This window comes from Acinetobacter sp. WZC-1 (assembly GCF_052544965.1).
Genome location: NZ_CP199370.1, coordinates 887,045 through 907,181, shown reverse-complemented (window position 1 = coordinate 907,181; position 20,137 = coordinate 887,045). Strand labels below are relative to the sequence as shown.

Genomic DNA, 20,137 nt, shown 5'->3' with positions numbered 1-20,137 from the left:
AAATATAGTAATCAAATTCGTATTATAAGCACCGAGATCAACTATAATTACATGTTTTATATTATTTTTTATACTTAAGATTTCATGCCGTCATGCAATTTTCCGATCAAATTGCCCCAACATCAGGTAAATTACCGTATCCTCTTCCCCCCGACCAGATAGATAATTTTAGAGATCAACAGGTGTTTCAGCCATTTAAATAATGGTTTTAAACTGGCAACCTGGCATTTAACAAATAAATTAGCTCATCATGCTCTGAATATAATACTTTTCCCGGTATGTTTTTACACAAAAGCATTCAGCTGTGGCATAATCCAAAATGATTTCATGATTTTATTTTCGGTATTTTTTTTATGAATCTGGAGCGGGTTGACCTCAACTTACTGATTTACCTGGATGTGCTTTTACGTGAAAAAAATGTGACTCGTGCCGCAGAACAACTCGGGGTTACTCAACCTGCAATGAGTAACATTCTGCGCCGTTTGCGTAATTTATTCAATGACCCGCTACTGATCCGTTCCTCTGAGGGCATGACCCCGACCGAAAGAGCACTGGAACTGCAGCCCCGGATCAGGGATGCACTGTCTGATTTATCCATGATTCTGGAACCGCGTACCGAGTTCCGCCCCTATACTTCAAATCGTGTTTTTCGCATCATGACCTCGGACTATGCAGAGGCAACCCTGGTTCCCCGACTGGTCAAGGCACTGCGTTCCGAAGCACCCAATGTGGTTCTCGATTTTCTGACACCCAGTGATGTATCCTATCGGGATATGGAACAGGGTAAAGTTGACCTGGCGATTAACCGTTTTAATGAAATCCCACAGAGTTTCCATCAGGTATTGGTATGGCGTGACAGCTTTTCCTGCCTGCTGAACAATAAGCACCCGGCCAACAGCAATCTGAACCTGAAAAGTTACCTCGATGCCCAGCACATCTGGGTGTCCAAAACAGGTATGGGGGTTGGTTTTGGTGTCAATCCAGAAAAACAGGCCGGACTGGGCTGGATTGATCAGGCGCTGGAACGGATTGGTCAGAAACGTAAGATTTCGGTCTTTACCCGTCATTACCAGATGCCTGCCCTGCTGGCGTCAAACGTGGACCTGATTGCCACCCTGCCAACGCGGATTGCCCAGTTGCAGGCAAAAAACCAGAATCTGCTGATTAAGGATCCACCATTTTATATTCCTGAGTTCGAACTTAAAATGGCCTGGTGTCCGTTACTGCACCATCATCCGGCACATCGCTGGCTGCGTCAGTTGATTCTTTATGTGGCCCGTCAGATGATTGAAGAGGAAAACCGTGAGTTTTTAATGAATAACTCCGCTTTTTCACAATATTAACAACAATTGACTCTTAAACTGTGGCCGCTTTAATATTATACTTTAGCCTCAGGGGGTGATAATTCACCGCCTGACCGTTTTTTGTGTTACAACCATCTCATAATAATGACACCCCCAGGTGATATGTGAGTCTCTTCCAGAATATTGTAATTATTGTCATATTGATTATCAGTGCAGGTTTTTTATCATTAGCTGAAATTGCACTTGCAGGTGCCCGTAAGGTTAAATTAAAAATACTCGCCGAATCAGGGGATGACCGGGCACAAAAAGTGCTGGACCTGCAGGCACAGTCTGCCGATTTTTTTGCCGCATCACAGGTCGGACTGAATGCAGTGGCAATTCTGGGGGGGATCCTCGGTGAAGCTGCTTTCCGCCCTTATTTTGTCACACTGATTGACCGCTTCTATACAGGCCCCTGGACAGATACCATCGGCTTCACTCTCTCCTTTACCCTGGTCACTTCACTGTTTATTTTATTTGCCGATCTGATGCCCAAGCGACTGGCCATGATTGCCCCGGAAAAAATTTCCATTTCAGTCATTAACATGGTGCAGATCTTCATTAAAATCTGTAAACCGATGGCCTGGGTGATCAATGCCATTGCCAATCTGCTGTTCCGTCTGTTCAAGGTCAATACCATCCGTGATGACAATATCACCTTTGATGACATCTCTGCTGTGATGGATGCGGGCGCCCAGGCCGGTGTATTGCAGAAACAGGAACATCATTTCATTGAAAATGTATTTGAACTGGAAGAGCGCAATGTTCCATCAAGCATGACACCACGTGAAAATGTCGTGTACTTCACGCTGAAGGAATCCGAAACCAGCATCCGCCAGAAACTGGCTGAATACCCTTTTTCCAAATTCCTGGTATGCAGTGAATCCATTGACGATGTAATTGGTTATGTCGATGCCAAGGACATCCTGGTGCGTATCCTGAATAATCAGTCCTTATTACAGCTGAATGAAAATACCATCCGGACTGTGCTGACGGTGCCGGACACGCTGACCCTGTCCGAGTTACTGGACCGTTTTCGTTCCACCAGGGAAAAGTTTGCGGTGGTGATTAATGAATATGCATTGGTGGTCGGTGTCATTACACTTTCCGATATCATGATTACCGTCATGGGCGACTGGGTTATCCCAATGGAAGAAGAACAGCAGATTATCCGGCGGGATCATCACTCCTGGCTGATTGATGGCAGCACCCCGGTTGAAGACCTGAAACATGCGCTTGAAATTGACGAAATGCCGGATGAAGAAAGTTATGAGACACTGGCCGGTTTCATGATGTATCAGCTCAGGAAAATTCCCCGCCCTGCCGATACCGTCATTTTTGGCGGTTATAAATTTGAAGTGGTGGATGTGGACCATTTCAAAATTGACCAATTGCTTGTCACCCGGCTGCTTGAAGCACAGGAAGACGCCCTGACTGATGAGGATTGAGACTGTTCCTTCCGGTCTTCTGCCTTTCTGATCTTTTACCCCGGGACACTGAACTGATGTTAAGGACTGATGTTCAGCATCACAAAACTGAGCGGCACGATGCCGCCAGACCGTTTAAATCACACCATGTACAATCCAGCCATACACCCCGGCATTGCATGAATTCTGCATACAAATGATATTAATCACATGACTCTGCTATTTTTCTGATGTATCTGGTTAAATTGATGTTCATACTTTATGCTGACCAGCCATAACAACCAAAAAAATAATATATTGTTTTTCAAAAATATTTATTCATGACATGCTTTTTAAAAGTCCATTTATATATGATTATTCAACTAAAACCCGAAAGCGATTAATATCAATTTATCAGCATATATAAATTACCATTTCACCATACAAAGGATTGCCCATCATGCTTACGGTTTTAGGTCTGTCAATGATTATATGCTTTATGTATTTAATCATGTCCAGACGTCTCAGTGCCCTGGTTGCCCTGACCCTGATCCCCATTCTTTTTGCCCTGATCAGCTATGTACTCGGTTTTTACTTTGACAGTCTCAGTCATATTCAGCTGGTCGGGTTAAGTGAAATGATGCTGGATGGCATCAAAAAACTTGCACCAACGGGGGTCATGCTGCTGTTTGCCATTCTGTATTTTGCGGTCATGATTGATACCGGGCTGTTTGATCCTTCGGTTAAATGGATACTGAAACAGGTGAAAGGTGATCCACTGAAAGTCACACTGGGCACCATTACCCTGACGCTGATTGTCTCACTGGATGGTGATGGCTCAACCACCTATATGATCTGTGTCGCAGCCATGCTGCCGCTTTACAGGCGCCTGCAGATGAGTCCACTTGTCATGGCATGTCTCATGATGCTTTCAAGTGGTGTCATGAATCTGACCCCGTGGGGTGGACCAACGGCACGTGCAGCCAGCGCCCTGCATGTGGATCCCAGCGATATCTTTGTACCGATGATTCTTCCAATGCTGTTTGCAATTGGATGGATTTATTTTATCGGCTTTATGTATGGCCGTATGGAGCGCAAACGGCTGGGCATCATTCAACTGGATATCAGTCATGGCGACAAAATTCAGATTTCAGACAACCCCGGCGTCAATCGCATGGATTTAAGATGGTTTAATGCATTGCTTACCCTTGGGCTGATGATCTGTCTGATTCAGGGTGTACTTCCCATGCCGGTATTGTTCATGATCGCATTATGTATTGCCCTGATGGTCAATTATCCAGATCTGGATATGCAAAAACGCCTGATCGCCAGTCACTCCGGCAGTGCCCTGGCGGTGGCAGGCATTGTTTTTGCTGCCGGAATTTTCACAGGAATCCTGTCCGGTACCGGCATGGTGGACGCCATGTCCAGACAGCTGATTGACATTATTCCAGCCAGCATGGGACCTTTCCTGGCGCCATTGACTGCCATCATCAGCATGCCTTTAACCTTCTTTATGTCCAATGATGCCTTTTATTATGGTGTGCTGCCCGTTCTGGCAGACGCTGCAACCCATTATGGCATTCATCCCGTGGAAATAGCCCGGGCCTCGATTATCGGCCAGCCGGTCCATCTGCTTTCACCGCTGGTTCCCTCCACCTATCTGCTGTGTGGGCTAGCAGGGATTGAACTGGGAGATCATCAGAGATTCACCCTGAAATGGGCAATCGTCACCTGTCTGGTGATGCTGCTGACTGCCATGCTTTTCGGTATTTTTCCGCTCTATTCTTCTCTCTGATCCATAACACACTGAGTAAATAACTGTCTGAGTGAGAAATGGCAAGGACTCCCCTGTGGTCTGGATGGAAACGAATTGACTGAAACCCCGGATTAATACCGGGCAATCAGCACATCCAGTACCGCCTGATAATGAATATAAATGTCGTCTTCCAGAATTTTATAAACATTGTCCAGCTGAACCATCGGCCAGCCTTCTTTCCAGAAGGGGAAAATATTATGCAGCTCACGGGTCACAATGGCATCTTCCCGGGCGATGGCCTGGGTAATCTGTGACAGCACCTGTGCGGTTTCTGCCCCATCCACGGCCAGATAATCAATGCCCCGGGCTTTCAGAATACGGATCCGGTCTTTTTTATAACGGATTTTTTTGGCCTGGCCATCATTTAAATGCAATGCCACAGTCACTGCTTCAACAAATTTATGTTCAAAGTCGGTATAAAGTGCAACCAGCGCCTTTTTATGTGCTTCCTGACGTCTTGCTTTGCCTTCTTCACGAATAATCTCACAGGCTTCTGTATTCAGCACATCTTTTTTCATGGACTGCAGAATATCCAGGATTTCGATATCGCTTAAAGAAGATTGATCGGTCATGAAACAGGCCTGATATATAAGGTTAAGGTCCGGTCATTGTCTCATAAAAGTCATATCAAAACAGAAATAAAATATCTTCAGGCCCACATCAGCCACATATCACTTGTCGACATTGCAATGCATTGGTTATGCTCTGAGGAACAATAATGGAACCCAAACTGATACTTTTTTCAGTCACCCTGATTTAATCACCCTATTTTTTACTCCACCAGAATAGTTTAAGGACAAATACATGAAAGCCATTGCCTTTAAAAGCCCCCATCCCGTCAGCCACCCTGAAGTGTTTTCCGATATTGAATATGACATGCCCATTGCCCGGGGCCGTGATTTATTGGTTGAAGTCAAAGCCATTTCCATTAATCCCATTGATATCAAAGTCCGTCAGCGCACACCGGTAGATAATCAGCAATGGAAAATTTTAGGGCATGATGCCGTGGGTGTGGTCCGGGCAATCGGTGAAGAAGTTGAACATTTTGGAATCGGTGATGAAGTCTTTTATGCCGGCACCATTCACCGGGACGGTTCGTATGCAGAATATCAGCTGGTTGATGAACGCATTACCGGGCATAAACCCGTCTCCCTGAACCATGCTGAAGCAGCCGCCTTACCCCTCACTTCGGTCACTGCCTGGGAAATGCTGTTTGATCGGTTACGGGTACATAAGCCAGTGGCAGGACAAAGCCCTTCCATTTTAGTGATTGGTGCTGCGGGGGGGGTCGGTTCGATTACCGTACAATTACTGAAAGCCCTGACGGATTTAAAAGTCATTGCCACAGCATCACGTCCTGAATCCCGTGCATGGCTGACAAAAATTGGCGCAGATTATATTGTAGACCACAATCAGCCTTTACAGCAGCAGGTGATGGCGCTGGGTATGGGCCTGCCTTCCTATATTTTTTCAGTTACAGGGACCACACACTATACCCGTGATCTGGAAAACCTGATTGCACCACAGGGACGACTGGGATTAATTGATGATCCTGAAAATTTTATGATCCAGGGCTTTAAAGCCAAATCAGTATCCATTCATTGGGAGTCCATGTTTACCCGGTCATTTTTCCAGACCGCAGATATGGATAGACAGGGCGAAATACTGGATCAGATTGCAGCGCTGGTGGATTCCGGAAAAATCAAAACCACGCTGGCTGAACATTTCGGCAGCATCAGTGCCGCAAATATCACCCGTGCGCATGCCCTGATTGAAAGTGGTCAGAGTATCGGTAAAATTGTACTGGAAGGGTTTTAATCGCGTTTAAATCACTTGCACGACAATTTTGCCCACATGATCACCGCTATCCATGGCCGCATGTGCAGCCTGAATCCGGTCAAATGTAAATATCTGATCAATCATGGGCAGGCATTCACCTTTCGCCCATAACGGTACGACATGTTGCTGCAAACCCTGCGCAATCTCTGCTTTTTCTGCCGCATTACGTGCCCGCATGGTTGAACCGGTGATGGTCAGGCGCTTCATCATGATGGGCCACAACTGTACCTGACTGGCCATGGAACCCCCCATAAACCCCAGATAGACCAGTCGGCCATCCCGGCGCAGCAGATTCAGATTCTGCTCAAGATATGGCGCACCGACAATATCCAGAATGACATCAACTCCACCCTGACTGGTTTTTTCATTAATGACCTGTTCAAAGTTATGGGTTTTATAGTTAATGGCGTCAGTTAAGTGCGCAATGGCCTGAATTTTTTCATCGGAGCCTACCGTGGCAAAAGTCTTAATTCCCAGCGACTGACATAACATTAAGGCCGTAGTGCCAATTCCACTGCTGCCACCATGAATTAATACCGTTTCACCTGCACTGGCGCGCCCCATCTGAAACAGGTTTGCCCAGACCGTAAAAAAGGTTTCCGGGATCGCAGCGGCCTGGACGAAACTCACACCCACAGGAACCGACAGAAGCTGGGTTTCAGGAACCACACAGTATTCCGCATAACCACCGCCATTGGTCAGGCCACAGACTTTATCCCCCACCTGAAACAAACGGACAGCTGACCCCACAGCCACCACTTCGCCTGCAACCTCAAGGCCCGGTACCGGCGTTACTCCTTCCGGCATCGGATATAAACCCTGCCGTTGCAGGATATCCGGGCGGTTAATGCCAAACGCATGCACTTTAACCAATACTTCATCTGTTTTTGCAACCGGAACAGCCGTGTTTTCAATCACCAGTTTTTCAGGGCCGCCGGGCGCTGTGATGATCACCTGTTGCATGGTATTTTGAGTCATGATTTACGTCCCGATGAATTCATTACTGTTCAGGTTTTCTCTATTTGAACATAAAGCCCGGCAGCAGTGAAGAACAGTGGACTTATGTATGTCTGATTTTAAAGTTTTGATCTTCAATTAATTTTTATTTAAACGGATCTTTTATGATTATTTTCTGCTTGCAGTTTTAATTTTACCAGGGTAATATTATTTTACCCCCATAAAATTATTTGCTGAGATTTTAAAATGAATCCTGAAAATACCTATAGCGTTTTTGCAGATGATCAGCATTTAATGACTGATCATTTGCTGAACGTCGCCCTGGCCCTTAAAAACCGGACTGAAACTGACCGCACCATACTGATTTTTAATGATCAGACCGGACAACAGGTTGATGTCGATACCACTGGTGCTGAAGCAGAGATTCAGCAGCGTTATGCCGAACCTGATAGCGTCAGAAAAGTCGGTCGTCCAAAACTGGGGGTTATCTCCCGTGAAGTGACCTTGCAGCAGAAACACTGGAACTGGCTGGACCAGCAAAGCACAAGTGCTTCAGCGGTGATCCGTAAATTGATTGATCAGGAACTGAATAACCCGGCGTCTGAAAGCAATATCATGCTTGCAAAACAGGCAACGGACCGTTTTATGTCCGCCATGCTGGGAAATATGCCGAATTATGAGGAGGCCACCCGTGCCCTGTATCAAGGCAATCGGGCGGTATTTCTGCAGTTGATTCAGGCTTACCCTGCCGATTTAAAAACCTATATCACTGGGTTGGCAGAACGTGCTTTTATTCATCAGCAATGATGAAACTGTTTTCAGTCAAAGGCAATCGAGAACGCACAAAACAGCTTGAAACAAGCACTACAGTCGTTCAGCGCAATACAGAAGCAGTTTCAAAGTACAACGCAGTACACCGAGCAGATCAATGGCAAAGTTCGAGAGATGAGCAAGATCACAGCCAACAACGAATAAATGCTGGAGAGAATCTCAACGGTAATACCCCCATTTTTAATTGAATTAATGGGTAGAAAATCCAAAGCCCCTGTTATTGTTTAAAAATAGGTGGACAGCCATTTACTGACATATGAGGCCGTTCATGATTATAAAAGTACTGCCAGCCAGTTGTATAGTCCTCAACTTCGCTCAGATCTCGAAATAAATACTGATTTAGACACTCATAACGTACTGTACGGTTAAATCGCTCAACATAGGCATTTTGCTGTGGATTGCCTGGCTGAGTAAATACATGCTCAATACCATGCTGATCACACCACGTTTCCATTAGCTCACTGATATATTCCGGACCATTGTCGCTTCTAATACGTTTAGGTTTACCTCGCCATTCAATCAATTGATTAAGCCCTCTCAGCACACGTTCTGCGGGTAATGAAAAATCAATCAATATATCCAGTGACTCGCGATTATAGTCATCAATCACGTTGTGTACTCGATAGCTACGCCCATCACTGAGTTGATCATGCATAAAGTCCATGGACCATGATTCATTCTTAGCTGTCGGTACTGCAAGGGATTCAGGCTGTTCCCGTTTAATGCGCCTCTTTGGCTTGATACGTAGATTAAGTTCCAATTCCTTATAAATACGATAGATACGTTTATGATTCCAACCATATCCCCTGACATTGCGAAGATACAAAAAGCAAAGTTTAAAGCCCCAGGTCTGATGGTCCCTGGTAAGCTTTATTAGCCAGTCTGCGATCACCACGTTCTGCTGCTTTAATTGAGCTGCATAGCGATAGCACGTTTGACTGACATCAAAGATCAGGCAGGCCTTACTCACAGAGACTTGATATTGCTCAACAGCTTGTTGAGCAAGTAGTTTACGTTGAGCTGGCCTCACAACTTTTTTGAAAGTGCATCCTGAAGGATATCTGTTTTAAGGCGCTCATCAGCATACATGCGTTTAAGGCGGGCATTCTCGGCTTCAAGCTCTTTCAGTCGGGTTATCATGGAATGATCCATACCGCCATATTTGCTCTTCCACTTGTAGAACGTAGCAGAGCTCATACCGTGTTCTCGGCACAAATTCGGTACCGGGGTACCTGCTTCTGCTTGTTTCAAAATACTCATGATTAAGCTGTCTGAATATTTAGATGTTTTCATGGAAAATCTCCTTAAATCAAGGGTATTCGATTTTCTACTTTTAAGTTCAATTATTTTTGGGGAGTATTACCCTGGCAACACTTCATAAGCTGGGATGGACGCATAAAAAAAGAGTTTCCTCTACAGACAGGCCTGTAAAATAAGCAGAACCGTATTTCAGTGGATTCTTCCTCAGTGGGAACAGGAATATGGCAGGGAAAATATTCTGTATATCGATGAATCAGGAATCAATACAACTGACACGGCAGAATATGGATGGTCCATTAAAGGAAAACGCTGTCAGGATTTAAAGTCAGGCGGTCATGGAAAAAGAATGAGCATGATCAGTGCCGTGAGATCTAATGCACCCTACAGCTTTTTGTCACCCCTGGTTTTTCAGGGTTCATGTGACAGACATTTATTTACAGGGTGGATTGATTATTTATTTCGGAATTTACCCGGGTCAGGGTATCTTTTGATCCTGGACAATGCGTCCATCCATAAGGGTAAAGAAATAGAACGGCTTGCTGAAACGTATAATGTACGGATCGCCTATCTTCCGGCATATAGCCCTGATTTAAATCCGATTGAACAGGCATGGTCTGTACTGAAAAGAAAAGTCAGGAATATTGTAAGTCGGCAGAATATTTCCATCTGTGAGGCTCTGGATATCGGATTTAAAGAAATATAGCTCTTAATTTTCATGTGGCTATATTATGCAAATCGCCTAGACAAATATAATAAAACCCACTTAGAAAGTGGATTTTTATTAGAGCTCTTGCAAAAGTCAAAATTTGTACAACTATGAACTATGATTTTTCAGGAATTTTTAACATCCAAAATCATTAAAAGTGATACTTTCGCAAGAAGTCTATTATATGAAACAATTCAGCCTTACAGACGAACCAGCTCCACAATCTTTTCAGCCAACTCTTCGGCGGACAGCTGAGTCAATACCACGTCAGCGTCTTCAGCCACCGTACTGATTACCGTAACGCCTGTTTCACGCAACAAAGTAAGCTGAGCCCTGTCAAGATCAGCCCGGGCAAGGGCGACAACACCCTGTTGCAATAACAGATTTTCAAGTGCCTGTGCGTTTTGCAATCCATTTGCAGGAACTGCCACCACTGCCGGTTTCTGTCCCAGCCGGGCCGCCCGTTCTTCAGCAGTGACCGGTGTGGTATGTGCAGTCCATTCAACCGCAGCCTCAACCATACCTGCACCAACAGTGACGTTGCTTAGACGGTCAATAAAGATAAATGAACCGGTATAACGGCTGTCCTGGTATTGATCAAAGACCACTGACGCATCAAACTCAACCACAACATCTGCAATTGCATTCAGCTCAAGCGCTTCAACCTGAGTATGTTCTAATGTGTTTACATTGACACGGAAGTTAATTGCAGTGACTTTAGCAGGAACTGTCTGTGTACCAATTTTAACGTTGTAAAGCTTCCCTTTTACCAATGGATGCTCATTCATCCATACCACTGATGCACGTACGCTACGTGAAATCAACGGTTGTTCACCTGCACGAACCAGAACGTTACCACGAGAAATATCAATTTCATCGTTTAAGGTTAAGGTCACGGCTTGACCGGCAACAGCTTGTTCAAGGTTGCCATCAAAGGTTACAATTTCTTTAACTGTTGATTTTTTACCAGATGGCAAAGCAACAATTTCATCACCAGCGTTGATTTTACCCAACGCAATGGTCCCTGCGAAACCACGAAAATCGAGGTTTGGGCGATTCACATATTGAACAGGGAAACGAAATTCATGTTTATTCGATTCGCGTTTAATTTCCACTGATTCAAGAATGCTCATCAAGGTTTGACCCTTGTACCAGGGCGTACTTGCAGATGGATTAACAACGTTATCGCCATTCAGTGCCGAAATCGGTACGAATACAATATTCTCAGGGCGGCGCTCACCGAGTTGGCTCACAAAAGCATCATATTCAACCTGGATTTCATTGAAACGTGCTTCAGAAAATCCAACCAGATCCATTTTGTTGATCGCAACAATAATGTTTTTAATGCCCAGCAGACTGGCAATATAGGTATGCCGACGCGTCTGTGTCTGAACCCCATAACGTGCGTCAATCAGGATAACTGCCAGGTCACAGGTCGAGGCACCGGTTGCCATGTTACGGGTATATTGTTCATGTCCCGGCGTATCAGCAATGATGAATTTACGCTTCTCTGTTGAGAAATAGCGATAGGCCACATCAATGGTAATACCCTGCTCACGTTCCGCCTGTAAACCATCCACCAATAATGCCAGATCCGGTGCATCTCCCGTGGTTCCGACTTTTTTACTGTCCCTGGTCACCGCCTGTAACTGATCTTCATAGATCAGTTTTGAGTCATAAAGTAAACGGCCAATCAGGGTACTTTTACCGTCATCGACATTACCGCAGGTTAAAAAACGCAGCAGGTCTTTATTTTCGTGCTGTTTTAAATAGGCCAGGATATCCTGACTGATCAATTCTGATTGATGAGACATTGCTCACACTCCACAAATATTTAAAAATCGGGGACTGAATATGGGTTAGAAATAGCCTTCCTGCTTTTTCTTTTCCATTGAGCCGGCTTCATCATGGTCGATCATCCGACCCTGACGCTCTGAGCTGGTTGCCAGCAGCATTTCCTGAATAATTTCCGGCAGGGTATTGGCTGTTGATTCAACCGCACCCGTCAATGGGTAGCATCCCAGCGTACGGAAACGTACCGATTTCATTTGTGGAACTTCACCCTCTTTTAAACGCATACGCTCATCATCCACCATAATCAGCGTTCCACCGCGTTCCACCACAGGACGTTCAGCGGCCAGATACAGCGGTACCAATGGAATGCTTTCCAGATAGATATATTGCCAGATGTCCAGTTCCGTCCAGTTGGACAATGGGAATACCCGGATGCTTTCGCCCTTGTTCACTTTACCGTTATAAAGATTCCATAATTCAGGGCGCTGGTTCTTTGGATCCCAGCGATGCTTTGCATCACGGAATGAATACACCCGCTCTTTGGCACGCGACTTTTCTTCATCACGGCGCGCACCACCGAAAGCTGCATCAAAACCATATTGATCCAGAGCCTGTTTCAGCGCCTGGGTTTTCATAATATCGGTATATTTTGAACTGCCATGATCAAATGGATTAATTCCGGCATCACGGCCTTCCTTATTCTGATGCACAATCAGATCAAAACCATGGGTTTTTGCCATATTGTCACGGAACGCAATCATATCCTTAAATTTCCATCCTGTATCGACATGCAATAGTGGAAATGGAAGTCTGGCAGGATAAAATGCTTTAAGGGCCAGATGCAGCATCACTGCTGAATCCTTACCAATTGAATAGAGCATGACCGGATTTTCAAATTCGGCAGCTACTTCACGAATAATATGAATACTCTCAGCTTCAAGCTGTTTAAGATGAGTAAGTCTTTCCTCAGTCATGGACATTGACAACACCGGCTCTACTATATTTGTGTGCTTATCACACAATTGAAAATTGATATTCATTATAGTGATTTACACTGCATTTCTTTTGCTTGTTTTATGATATGAATATTCAAAAACATCATATGCAAAAAAGGAGTTTCCCCTTGGCCATACAGATTATCCCAATCGCCACATGCAGCTACACAGAGTGGTTAACTCTGTGGCAAGCTTACCTGAGTTTTTACCAGACTGCATTATCTGAACAGCAGTCCCTGCTCAACTGGCAGCGCCTGACCAGTCAGGAATACCCGGAAATGTCGGGCTATATGATCCGGCAGGATAATCAGATGGTCGGATTCGTGCATTTAATTTCACACGCCAGCACCTGGACAACGCGTCCATATTGCTACTTACAGGATTTATTTATCGATGAAAAATACAGAAATCAGGGGCTGGCCCGCAAATTAATTGAGCATAGCTATGCGGTCTGTTCAGAACACTTTGACCGGGTCTACTGGCTGACGCATGAATCCAATTTGACTGCACAGTTGCTGTATGACCGGATTGCAGACAAAACAGGCTTCATTCAATATAAGAAGATACTGCCACCATAATCTGCGGTCATCAAAGCACCGGTAATAAAAACAGGGACAAATAAAAAAACCTGCAATTGAATTGCAGGTTTTTTTACGGCGACTCAGATTAATAACCGAATAAGCTTTTATCCAGCGGAATTTCAACGCCAATCGACGCGCCGGTATCATTTCCATGTTTATCTGAATCACTGACCCAGCCATTAATTTTCAGGGGAATGCTTGGTTTGATATAATGGGTCCAGGTCAGATCGAGTGCCTTGATCTTATCCGTTTCAGGGAAAGCCTGATTGATCACACGGTTCCCCATCATTGCCGCTGCTTTATTGACATCTGCATAAATCACACGACCACTCAGGCGGTTCATCACATCAAAGCGAATATCCCCGCCCACGGAAACCATCTGACCATCACCACCAATGGCGTGACCCAATGGGAAACCATGCTGGTAATAACCATCTGTATATTGATGATGGTTATATGAAATCCCTTTTACCTCACCATTCGTACGCGTATCAGCCCATTCAGCATAAAGTTGATAAGGCATATTTTTATAGCTCGATGAAAAATCTGCACCCGCGAGATAAAGATACTTAGCAGGCAATCCACCCGCTTCATCTTCACCAACGAATTGAGTATATAAACTTACTGGTACATTAAATAAAGGCTGAAGCAATAAGCGTCCATCGAAACCGGCAATCTGGTTAGATGCATTGTCATCTCCTACACAGCCACTATTATCACAACCATTATCTTTGCCAATCATTGCATTCCAATAAGCCTTAAAGCTATTTGGCTGGCCTTTACCCCCAATTTGAATTGCACGGGAAGCTCCAAGCTCCAGATATGGTAAAGGTTGAGCAGTAAAACGCAGACCAATCAGCCTGGTATTCGGTACGGCTTTATAGTCATCCAACTGCCCTGCAAATACCTGATACTGCCACGGTCCGATCCAGGACAGCCATTTTGTTTCAAACGCCTTCTGTTCAGCACGCTGTGCTGTAAATCCATACACCGGACGACTGGCATCACCACGAATTAAACTGCCGTCATGTCCCGGCCCCCAGTAAGTCGGAATCTGTCCAGCCACAATCCACTGGTTCCACAATTTACCGGCCAGATAGGAACCTTCAACATTGACATCGTGCCCATTGTCAATCTGGGGATCTTTTTCACCATTTACTCTGATTTTTGCATCCCAGTTGTCACCGCCGGCATTCAGTTCAAGTGAGCCGACATATTGTGCTTTATGGTTATCGCCAAAGGCCTGTGGAATATTCTTCTGGTCTGTCTCAGCAAATAAACCGAGTTTTGCTGTCTGATTATCTGCTTTCAGGGCATTCTGAACCGAATCAATGACTTTTTGCTGGGTATTGTCTGAAACTTTTGCCTGAGATAAAGCGCGCTGGATTTCATCACCACTCATGGGCCAGGTGGAGGTGCTGATCTGGATCACACCCTGTTGATTCAACCAGTTTAAATCGGTACGGAGATTCTGATCATTCAGCACCAGCCCCTGTGCAAATACCGGCATTGATATTGTTGTAAACAAGGCTGTGTATAATGATTTCTTTAAAAACATGCGCTTTCATTTCTCAAGTTTATTTACCGCCTTCACCATAAGTTCTTTATGATCAATTTTCAACATGAAAACTGTGTAATTGCATTTTTATTGCCACACACATCGGCGGCATCATCAAAAAGGCCACTGTTCAAGTGGCCTGTGAGCTAAAAATGCCTGTGTAAAATAAATATCACGGGTTCAGTGGCGGAATAACTTCCCGGATCAGACATCCTTACGGCGCATATGCGGAAATAAAATCACATCACGGATACTCGGCGCATCGGCAAACAGCATCACCAGACGGTCAATCCCAATCCCCTCACCCGCCGTCGGTGGCAGGCCATATTCAAGCGCTTCCACAAACTCTGCGTCATAGTGCATGGCCTCATCATCTCCGGCATCCTTCTCAGCCACCTGGGCCTGAAAACGCTCTGCCTGATCAATCGGGTCATTTAACTCAGAGAAACCATTCGCCAGTTCACGACCACCAATAAAGAATTCAAACCGATCAGTAATGTGCGGGTTATTGTCATTACGACGCGCCAGTGGTGAGGTTTCTGCCGGATATTCAGTAATAAATGTCGGTTGCCGCAGTTGGGCTTCAACGGTTTCTTCAAAAACAATGGTCTGCAGACGACCAAGTCCAAAACCAGGTTTCACCTGCTCTTTCAGCTCGCTCTGAATAAAGCCGGCCAGGAAGTCACGATCTGCCACATTTTCCGGCGTCAGGCCCGGATTATGCTGCAGAATGGCATCAAACATTGAAATTTTTCTGAATGGCCCCTTAAAGCTGTAAACCTCACCCTGGTAAGGCACATCAGTGGAACCAAGAATATCAATGGCCAGTTTTTCCAGCATATTTTCAGTCAGCACCATCAGGTCCTGATAGTCGGCATAGGCCTGATAGAATTCAATCATGGTGAATTCCGGGTTATGACGGGTTGAAACACCTTCATTACGGAAATTACGGTTAATTTCAAATACCCGTTCAAAGCCACCCACCACCAGGCGCTTGAGGTATAATTCCGGCGCAATACGCAGGAACAGCGGCATATCCAGTGCATTATGATGTGTTTCGAACGGACGTGCTGACGCGCCCCCCGGAATCACATGCATCATTGGCGTTTCCACTTCCATGAAACGTTCACTGTTCAGAAAATTACGGATGCCGGCAACCACCTTTGCACGAATCTCAAAGGTTTTACGGGTTTCTTCATTGACTATCAAGTCCAGATAACGCTTACGGTACTTCACTTCAGTATCGGTCAGACCGTGGAATTTATCCGGTAAGGGACGCAGGGATTTGGTCAGCAGTTCAAAATGTTCAATATGCACATAGAGATCACCTTTTCCGGAACGGCCAATATAGCCCTGAACGGCAATGATATCGCCCAGGTCCAGTCCCTTAATGCTGTCCAGTACATCCGGCGCCAGTTCCTTACGGTCCACATACAGCTGAATACGTCCGGTCATGTCCTGAATCACAATGAAGGAACCACGGTTCAGCATGACACGACCGGCAACGCTGACATGCACATGTTCAGCAGCTTCTATGGCATCCTTGGACTGATCTGCAAATTGCTGCTGCAGGTCCTGTGCATAATGTTCACGTTTGAATGTGTTGGGCCAGGCACTCACACCGGTTTCCCGTGCCTGTTCCTGTATTTGCCTTAATCGGGCATGACGCTGTGCAATTAAATCGTTTTCGGAAATGTCCTGTTCAGAAGTCGATTGAGCGTTATCTTGCGCCATCTGTGCCTCAATTTATGGTAAAAAACGGAAGTTGCATAGCATAGCAGATTCAACTGCAATTTCGTATGACTTAATGACCGACCTGAATAAATGAACCGGGGCCGTATCTTCATTCAATACTTACTGGCCTTCTGCCATCTGCCGGACCAATTCAAAACCCTGATGAAAGCCTTTGTCCATCATGTCCTGAAATGCTTCATCAGTTTGCAGTTCTGCGCGCAGCCGGGTCTTCCCCTGCAGATCATCCAGCATATATTTTTCCAGCGATCCACTCCATTTTTTTACGTCTTCACTGTCCAGGTCTTCAACCCCGCCCTGCAGGGTTCCAAGATGCTTAAAAATAACCACTTTAAATGGTTCAAGCCGGGTAATGGTTGAAACCATGCCATCCCCGGATGCATCCAGAAACAGCGTACGTCCATTGACTTTCCAGTCCGACTGCATGGTCGAATCCGGAGTAAAAAACTGTGTCCATGTACTGTAGGATTCAGGAGTCCACAATATTTCCCAGACTTTTTGCGGTGTTGCTTCAATCACAATTTCATAGTTCAGATTTTTCATGATTCCGTCCTTTTTATTTTCGTCTCATCTTTGTTTTCATCTCATCAGCAGACATGCTGTATTCAGCATTTTATACGCTTTAAGCAACAGATAAAATTCCGATTCAGTCCGGCACCGGACCAGTGATTCCCATTTATCATACCGGTCAGACGCTGATTTCTGCTTTACTTTGTACATATAGCTGCGTCAGAATTTTTGTACATATAGCTGCGTCAGAATTCCGATAGACATATATACATCACGGCGTCATATCAATATCATAATACACGTGGGAGATGTTTTCTGACAGTCGCTGATCACTGTTCAGAAGTAAGCGGTCATATGGAGAGTTCAATGAAAAAATTTCAATGCATCGTCTGTGGATGGATTTATGACGAAGCACAGGGTTGGCCACAGGATGGCATTACAGCGGGAACCAGATGGGAGGACATCCCTGATGACTGGACATGCCCGGACTGTGGTGTTTCCAAAGCAGACTTTGAAATGATAGAAATCTAAATTTAAACAGCGAAGACCATGTTGACATGGTCTTTTTTTATCTGCATTCAACTGAAAATGGAGCAACATATGCAACCGATCATCATTGTGGGTTCAGGCATGGCAGGCTATACCCTGGCCCGGGAATTCCGCAAATTAAACCCTGAACAGGATCTGATCATGATCTCTGCAGATGATGCGGTGAGCTATGCCAAACCCACATTATCCAACGCGCTGGCAGGTAACAAGACGCCAGAGCAGATTGGTCTGGGGGATGCTGAAAAAATGGGAGCCCAACTGAACATCCGCATAGAACCACACAGCTGGGTCAGGCAGATTCAGAGCGATCAGCATCAGCTGATTGTTGAAAAGGAAGGCCAGACTTCAACACTGAATTATTCAAAGCTGATTCTGGCTGTCGGTGCAAACCCAGTCCGATTGGCCATTGCCGGTGATGGCAGTGATGATCTGCATGTAGTCAATTCACTGACTGATTATCGAACGTTCCGTGAAAACCTGAACAGCTGTGCCGATAAAAAAGTAGTGATTCTCGGCGCCGGACTGATTGGCTGTGAGTTTGCCAATGATTTACAGCACACCGGACATCAGGTCACAGTGATTGATCTGGCAGCACAGCCGCTGGGACGCCTGTTACCTGTACATGTAGCTCAGACTTTTAAGGAAAACCTGGAAAACGCCGGCATCAAGTTTGCACTTGGGACAACTGTTGAAAAAATTTCAAAACAGGCACAGCACGGTTATGTGGTCACATTGGCCAGCGGTCAGTCACTGGCTGCAGATATCGTACTGTCAGCCATCGGCTTACAGCCTGATCTGAGCCTGGCCAAGGCAACCGGTATGCAGACCAGCCGGGGTATCATCACCAACAGCTTCATGGAAACCAACCAGGCTGATATTTACGCCATTGGAGACTGCGCCGAAGTCAATGGACTGTTATTACCTTATGTCATGCCCATAATACAGCAAGCCCGTGCCCTGGCAAAAACACTCAATGGGCAGACCACGGCAGTACACTATCCGGCAATGCCGGTTGCAGTAAAGACCCCGGCAGCTCCCCTGACCGTGCTGGCTGTGCCTGCTGACGTGGATGTCACCTGGGAAACCGAAGTGTTTGAAGATGGCATGCTCTCCAGGGCAACAGATTCAGTGGGCACTCTCCGGGGCTTTGTATTGCTCGGCCAGACAGCCGGGAAACAGCGCCTGACATTGACTAAACTGGTGCCTGACTTGATTCCTGCAGCAGTTTAAGGGTTTAATAGCGGGGATATTCTGCACACTGAATATCCTTTTTCAGGAAAAGAACAATGAACAGTGCATTACAATACCAGCCGTCCCCCTATACCTCTTTCATGCAGGAAACCAGCGTCGACCTGGGCAATGGCATACAATTACACGTTGAAACAGGTGGCAACCCTGAACATCCAGCCATTCTGCTGATTATGGGCCTGGGTGCACAAATGCTATTCTGGCCTGATTTCTTCTGTAAGCAACTGATTGAACAGGGCTTCCGTGTCATTCGTTTTGATAATCGGGATATTGGACTGTCATCCAAAATAAAGTTTCAGGGCCGTCGTATGAATCCCATCAAACTGATGGGTCGTTTTGCACTGGGTCTAAAAAACAGTGGTTCCCCCTATACCCTGTATGACATGGCTGAAGATGCTGCCTTACTGATTGACCGGCTCGGACTGGAAAAAATCCACATTATCGGCGCATCCATGGGTGGTATGATTGCACAGATCCTGGCAGCAGAGTATCCCGAAAAAATTGATAAACTGGGATTAATGTTTACCAGTAATAATCAGCCCTTTCTGCATCCTCCGTTTCCCAGACAATTATTTGCTTTGCTTGGTAAACCGGCATCACGTGATGAAAACGCCATTATCAATCACAGCCTGAAAGTATTCACCACTATTGGCTCACCAGGCTATGTCAATGTCCCGGAGATCATGCAGACCGCGCGTAAACTATATCAGCGCAGTTATTACCCGGCGGGTGTACTTCAACAGTTTTTAGCCATATTATGTACAGGCTCCCTGCTGCAACAGGACAGACAGATTCAGAAACCGACCCTTGTGGTACACGGCTCCCGGGATCGTCTGCTTCCACCCAGTCATGGCAAGGCTGTTGCAAAAGCAATTTCCGGCGCTAAGTTTGAATTAATTGAAGGAATGGGGCATGATATCCCTCCGCACTTTATTGCTCAGCTCAGCGGTTTATTTGTTCATCACTTCCAATCATAAACATTAGGACAC

Annotated in this window: 18 protein-coding genes; 10 read left to right on the top strand and 8 right to left on the bottom strand. The window is 45.5% G+C overall.

Going from position 1 to position 20,137, the window contains the following annotated elements; translation table 11 throughout:
• Positions 1-353: 353 nt before the first annotated feature.
• The 3 genes from ACT6PV_RS04265 to ACT6PV_RS04255 all read left to right on the top strand — a co-directional run bounded on the left by ACT6PV_RS04265 (position 354) and on the right by ACT6PV_RS04255 (position 4,547).
• The gene (locus ACT6PV_RS04265; protein ID WP_445115227.1) at positions 354-1,343 is read left to right on the top strand and encodes a LysR family transcriptional regulator; all 990 of its coding nucleotides are present in this window, start codon (positions 354-356) and stop codon (positions 1,341-1,343) included.
• 125 nt (positions 1,344-1,468) lie between these two features.
• Complete coding sequence (locus tag ACT6PV_RS04260) at positions 1,469-2,791, top strand: hemolysin family protein (protein ID WP_445115226.1); 1,323 nt, start codon at positions 1,469-1,471, stop codon at positions 2,789-2,791.
• Between the two features lie 418 nt (positions 2,792-3,209).
• Positions 3,210-4,547: a CitMHS family transporter gene (locus ACT6PV_RS04255; protein ID WP_445115225.1), complete on the top strand. Its 1,338-nt coding sequence runs from the start codon at positions 3,210-3,212 to the stop codon at positions 4,545-4,547.
• A gap of 92 nt (positions 4,548-4,639) precedes the next feature.
• Here ACT6PV_RS04255 and ACT6PV_RS04250 read toward each other — a convergent pair whose 3' ends face one another.
• A complete protein-coding gene (locus tag ACT6PV_RS04250) occupies positions 4,640-5,140 on the bottom strand; it encodes a hypothetical protein (RefSeq protein WP_445115224.1) in 501 nt (166 codons plus the stop codon).
• A gap of 232 nt (positions 5,141-5,372) precedes the next feature.
• Between ACT6PV_RS04250 and ACT6PV_RS04245 the strand changes: the two genes are divergently transcribed.
• On the top strand, positions 5,373-6,386 hold the full coding sequence (locus tag ACT6PV_RS04245) for a zinc-binding alcohol dehydrogenase family protein (protein WP_445115223.1): 1,014 nt from the start codon (positions 5,373-5,375) through the stop codon (positions 6,384-6,386).
• A gap of 6 nt (positions 6,387-6,392) precedes the next feature.
• Here the strand turns inward: ACT6PV_RS04245 and ACT6PV_RS04240 are convergent, their stop codons facing one another.
• Entirely contained in the window at positions 6,393-7,385 is a 993-nt protein-coding gene (locus ACT6PV_RS04240; RefSeq protein WP_445115222.1) for an NAD(P)H-quinone oxidoreductase, read from the bottom strand.
• Positions 7,386-7,610: 225 nt separating this feature from the next.
• On the opposite strand from ACT6PV_RS04240, the gene ACT6PV_RS04235 reads away from it, so the two are divergent.
• A complete protein-coding gene (locus tag ACT6PV_RS04235; RefSeq protein ID WP_445115221.1) occupies positions 7,611-8,171 on the top strand; it encodes a DUF2239 family protein in 561 nt (186 codons plus the stop codon).
• A 241-nt stretch (positions 8,172-8,412) separates the two neighbouring features.
• Here the strand turns inward: ACT6PV_RS04235 and ACT6PV_RS04230 are convergent.
• A protein-coding gene (locus tag ACT6PV_RS04230) for an IS3 family transposase (RefSeq protein ID WP_445114685.1) occupies positions 8,413-9,488 on the bottom strand; the annotation gives its coding sequence in 2 pieces (ribosomal slippage) (positions 8,413-9,236 and positions 9,236-9,488; 1,077 coding nt in all).
• Positions 9,489-9,627: 139 nt separating this feature from the next.
• Between ACT6PV_RS04230 and ACT6PV_RS04225 the strand changes: the two genes are divergently transcribed.
• Entirely contained in the window at positions 9,628-10,158 is a 531-nt protein-coding gene (locus ACT6PV_RS04225) for an IS630 family transposase (protein WP_445117031.1), read from the top strand.
• A gap of 203 nt (positions 10,159-10,361) precedes the next feature.
• On the opposite strand, the gene cysN is transcribed toward ACT6PV_RS04225, so the two are convergent.
• Positions 10,362-11,975, bottom strand: coding sequence for a sulfate adenylyltransferase subunit CysN (gene cysN / locus ACT6PV_RS04220; protein ID WP_445115220.1), 1,614 nt, complete (start codon positions 11,973-11,975; stop codon positions 10,362-10,364).
• Between the two features lie 45 nt (positions 11,976-12,020).
• Complete coding sequence (gene cysD / locus ACT6PV_RS04215; RefSeq protein WP_445117030.1) at positions 12,021-12,929, bottom strand: sulfate adenylyltransferase subunit CysD; 909 nt, start codon at positions 12,927-12,929, stop codon at positions 12,021-12,023.
• Between the two features lie 149 nt (positions 12,930-13,078).
• Between cysD and ACT6PV_RS04210 the strand changes: the two genes are divergently transcribed.
• Positions 13,079-13,528: a GNAT family N-acetyltransferase gene (locus ACT6PV_RS04210; RefSeq protein WP_445115219.1), complete on the top strand. Its 450-nt coding sequence runs from the start codon at positions 13,079-13,081 to the stop codon at positions 13,526-13,528.
• An 88-nt stretch (positions 13,529-13,616) separates the two neighbouring features.
• Here the strand turns inward: ACT6PV_RS04210 and ACT6PV_RS04205 are convergent, their stop codons facing one another.
• The 3 genes from ACT6PV_RS04205 to ACT6PV_RS04195 all read right to left on the bottom strand — a co-directional run bounded on the left by ACT6PV_RS04205 (position 13,617) and on the right by ACT6PV_RS04195 (position 17,384).
• On the bottom strand, positions 13,617-15,089 hold the full coding sequence (locus ACT6PV_RS04205) for a capsule assembly Wzi family protein (protein ID WP_445115218.1): 1,473 nt from the start codon (positions 15,087-15,089) through the stop codon (positions 13,617-13,619).
• A 204-nt stretch (positions 15,090-15,293) separates the two neighbouring features.
• Positions 15,294-16,823: a lysine--tRNA ligase gene (lysS, locus tag ACT6PV_RS04200; protein WP_445115217.1), complete on the bottom strand. Its 1,530-nt coding sequence runs from the start codon at positions 16,821-16,823 to the stop codon at positions 15,294-15,296.
• A 120-nt stretch (positions 16,824-16,943) separates the two neighbouring features.
• The gene (locus ACT6PV_RS04195) at positions 16,944-17,384 is read right to left on the bottom strand and encodes an SRPBCC family protein (protein WP_445115216.1); all 441 of its coding nucleotides are present in this window, start codon (positions 17,382-17,384) and stop codon (positions 16,944-16,946) included.
• Between the two features lie 333 nt (positions 17,385-17,717).
• Between ACT6PV_RS04195 and rubA the strand changes: the two genes are divergently transcribed.
• The 3 genes from rubA (at position 17,718) to ACT6PV_RS04180 (ending at position 20,125) form a co-directional block, all read left to right on the top strand.
• Positions 17,718-17,882, top strand: a complete 165-nt coding sequence (gene rubA / locus ACT6PV_RS04190; RefSeq protein WP_445115215.1) for a rubredoxin RubA — start codon at positions 17,718-17,720, stop codon at positions 17,880-17,882.
• A gap of 69 nt (positions 17,883-17,951) precedes the next feature.
• Positions 17,952-19,130, top strand: coding sequence for an NAD(P)/FAD-dependent oxidoreductase (locus tag ACT6PV_RS04185; protein WP_445115214.1), 1,179 nt, complete (start codon positions 17,952-17,954; stop codon positions 19,128-19,130).
• A 56-nt stretch (positions 19,131-19,186) separates the two neighbouring features.
• Positions 19,187-20,125: an alpha/beta fold hydrolase gene (locus tag ACT6PV_RS04180; protein WP_445115213.1), complete on the top strand. Its 939-nt coding sequence runs from the start codon at positions 19,187-19,189 to the stop codon at positions 20,123-20,125.
• Positions 20,126-20,137: the final 12 nt, after the last annotated feature.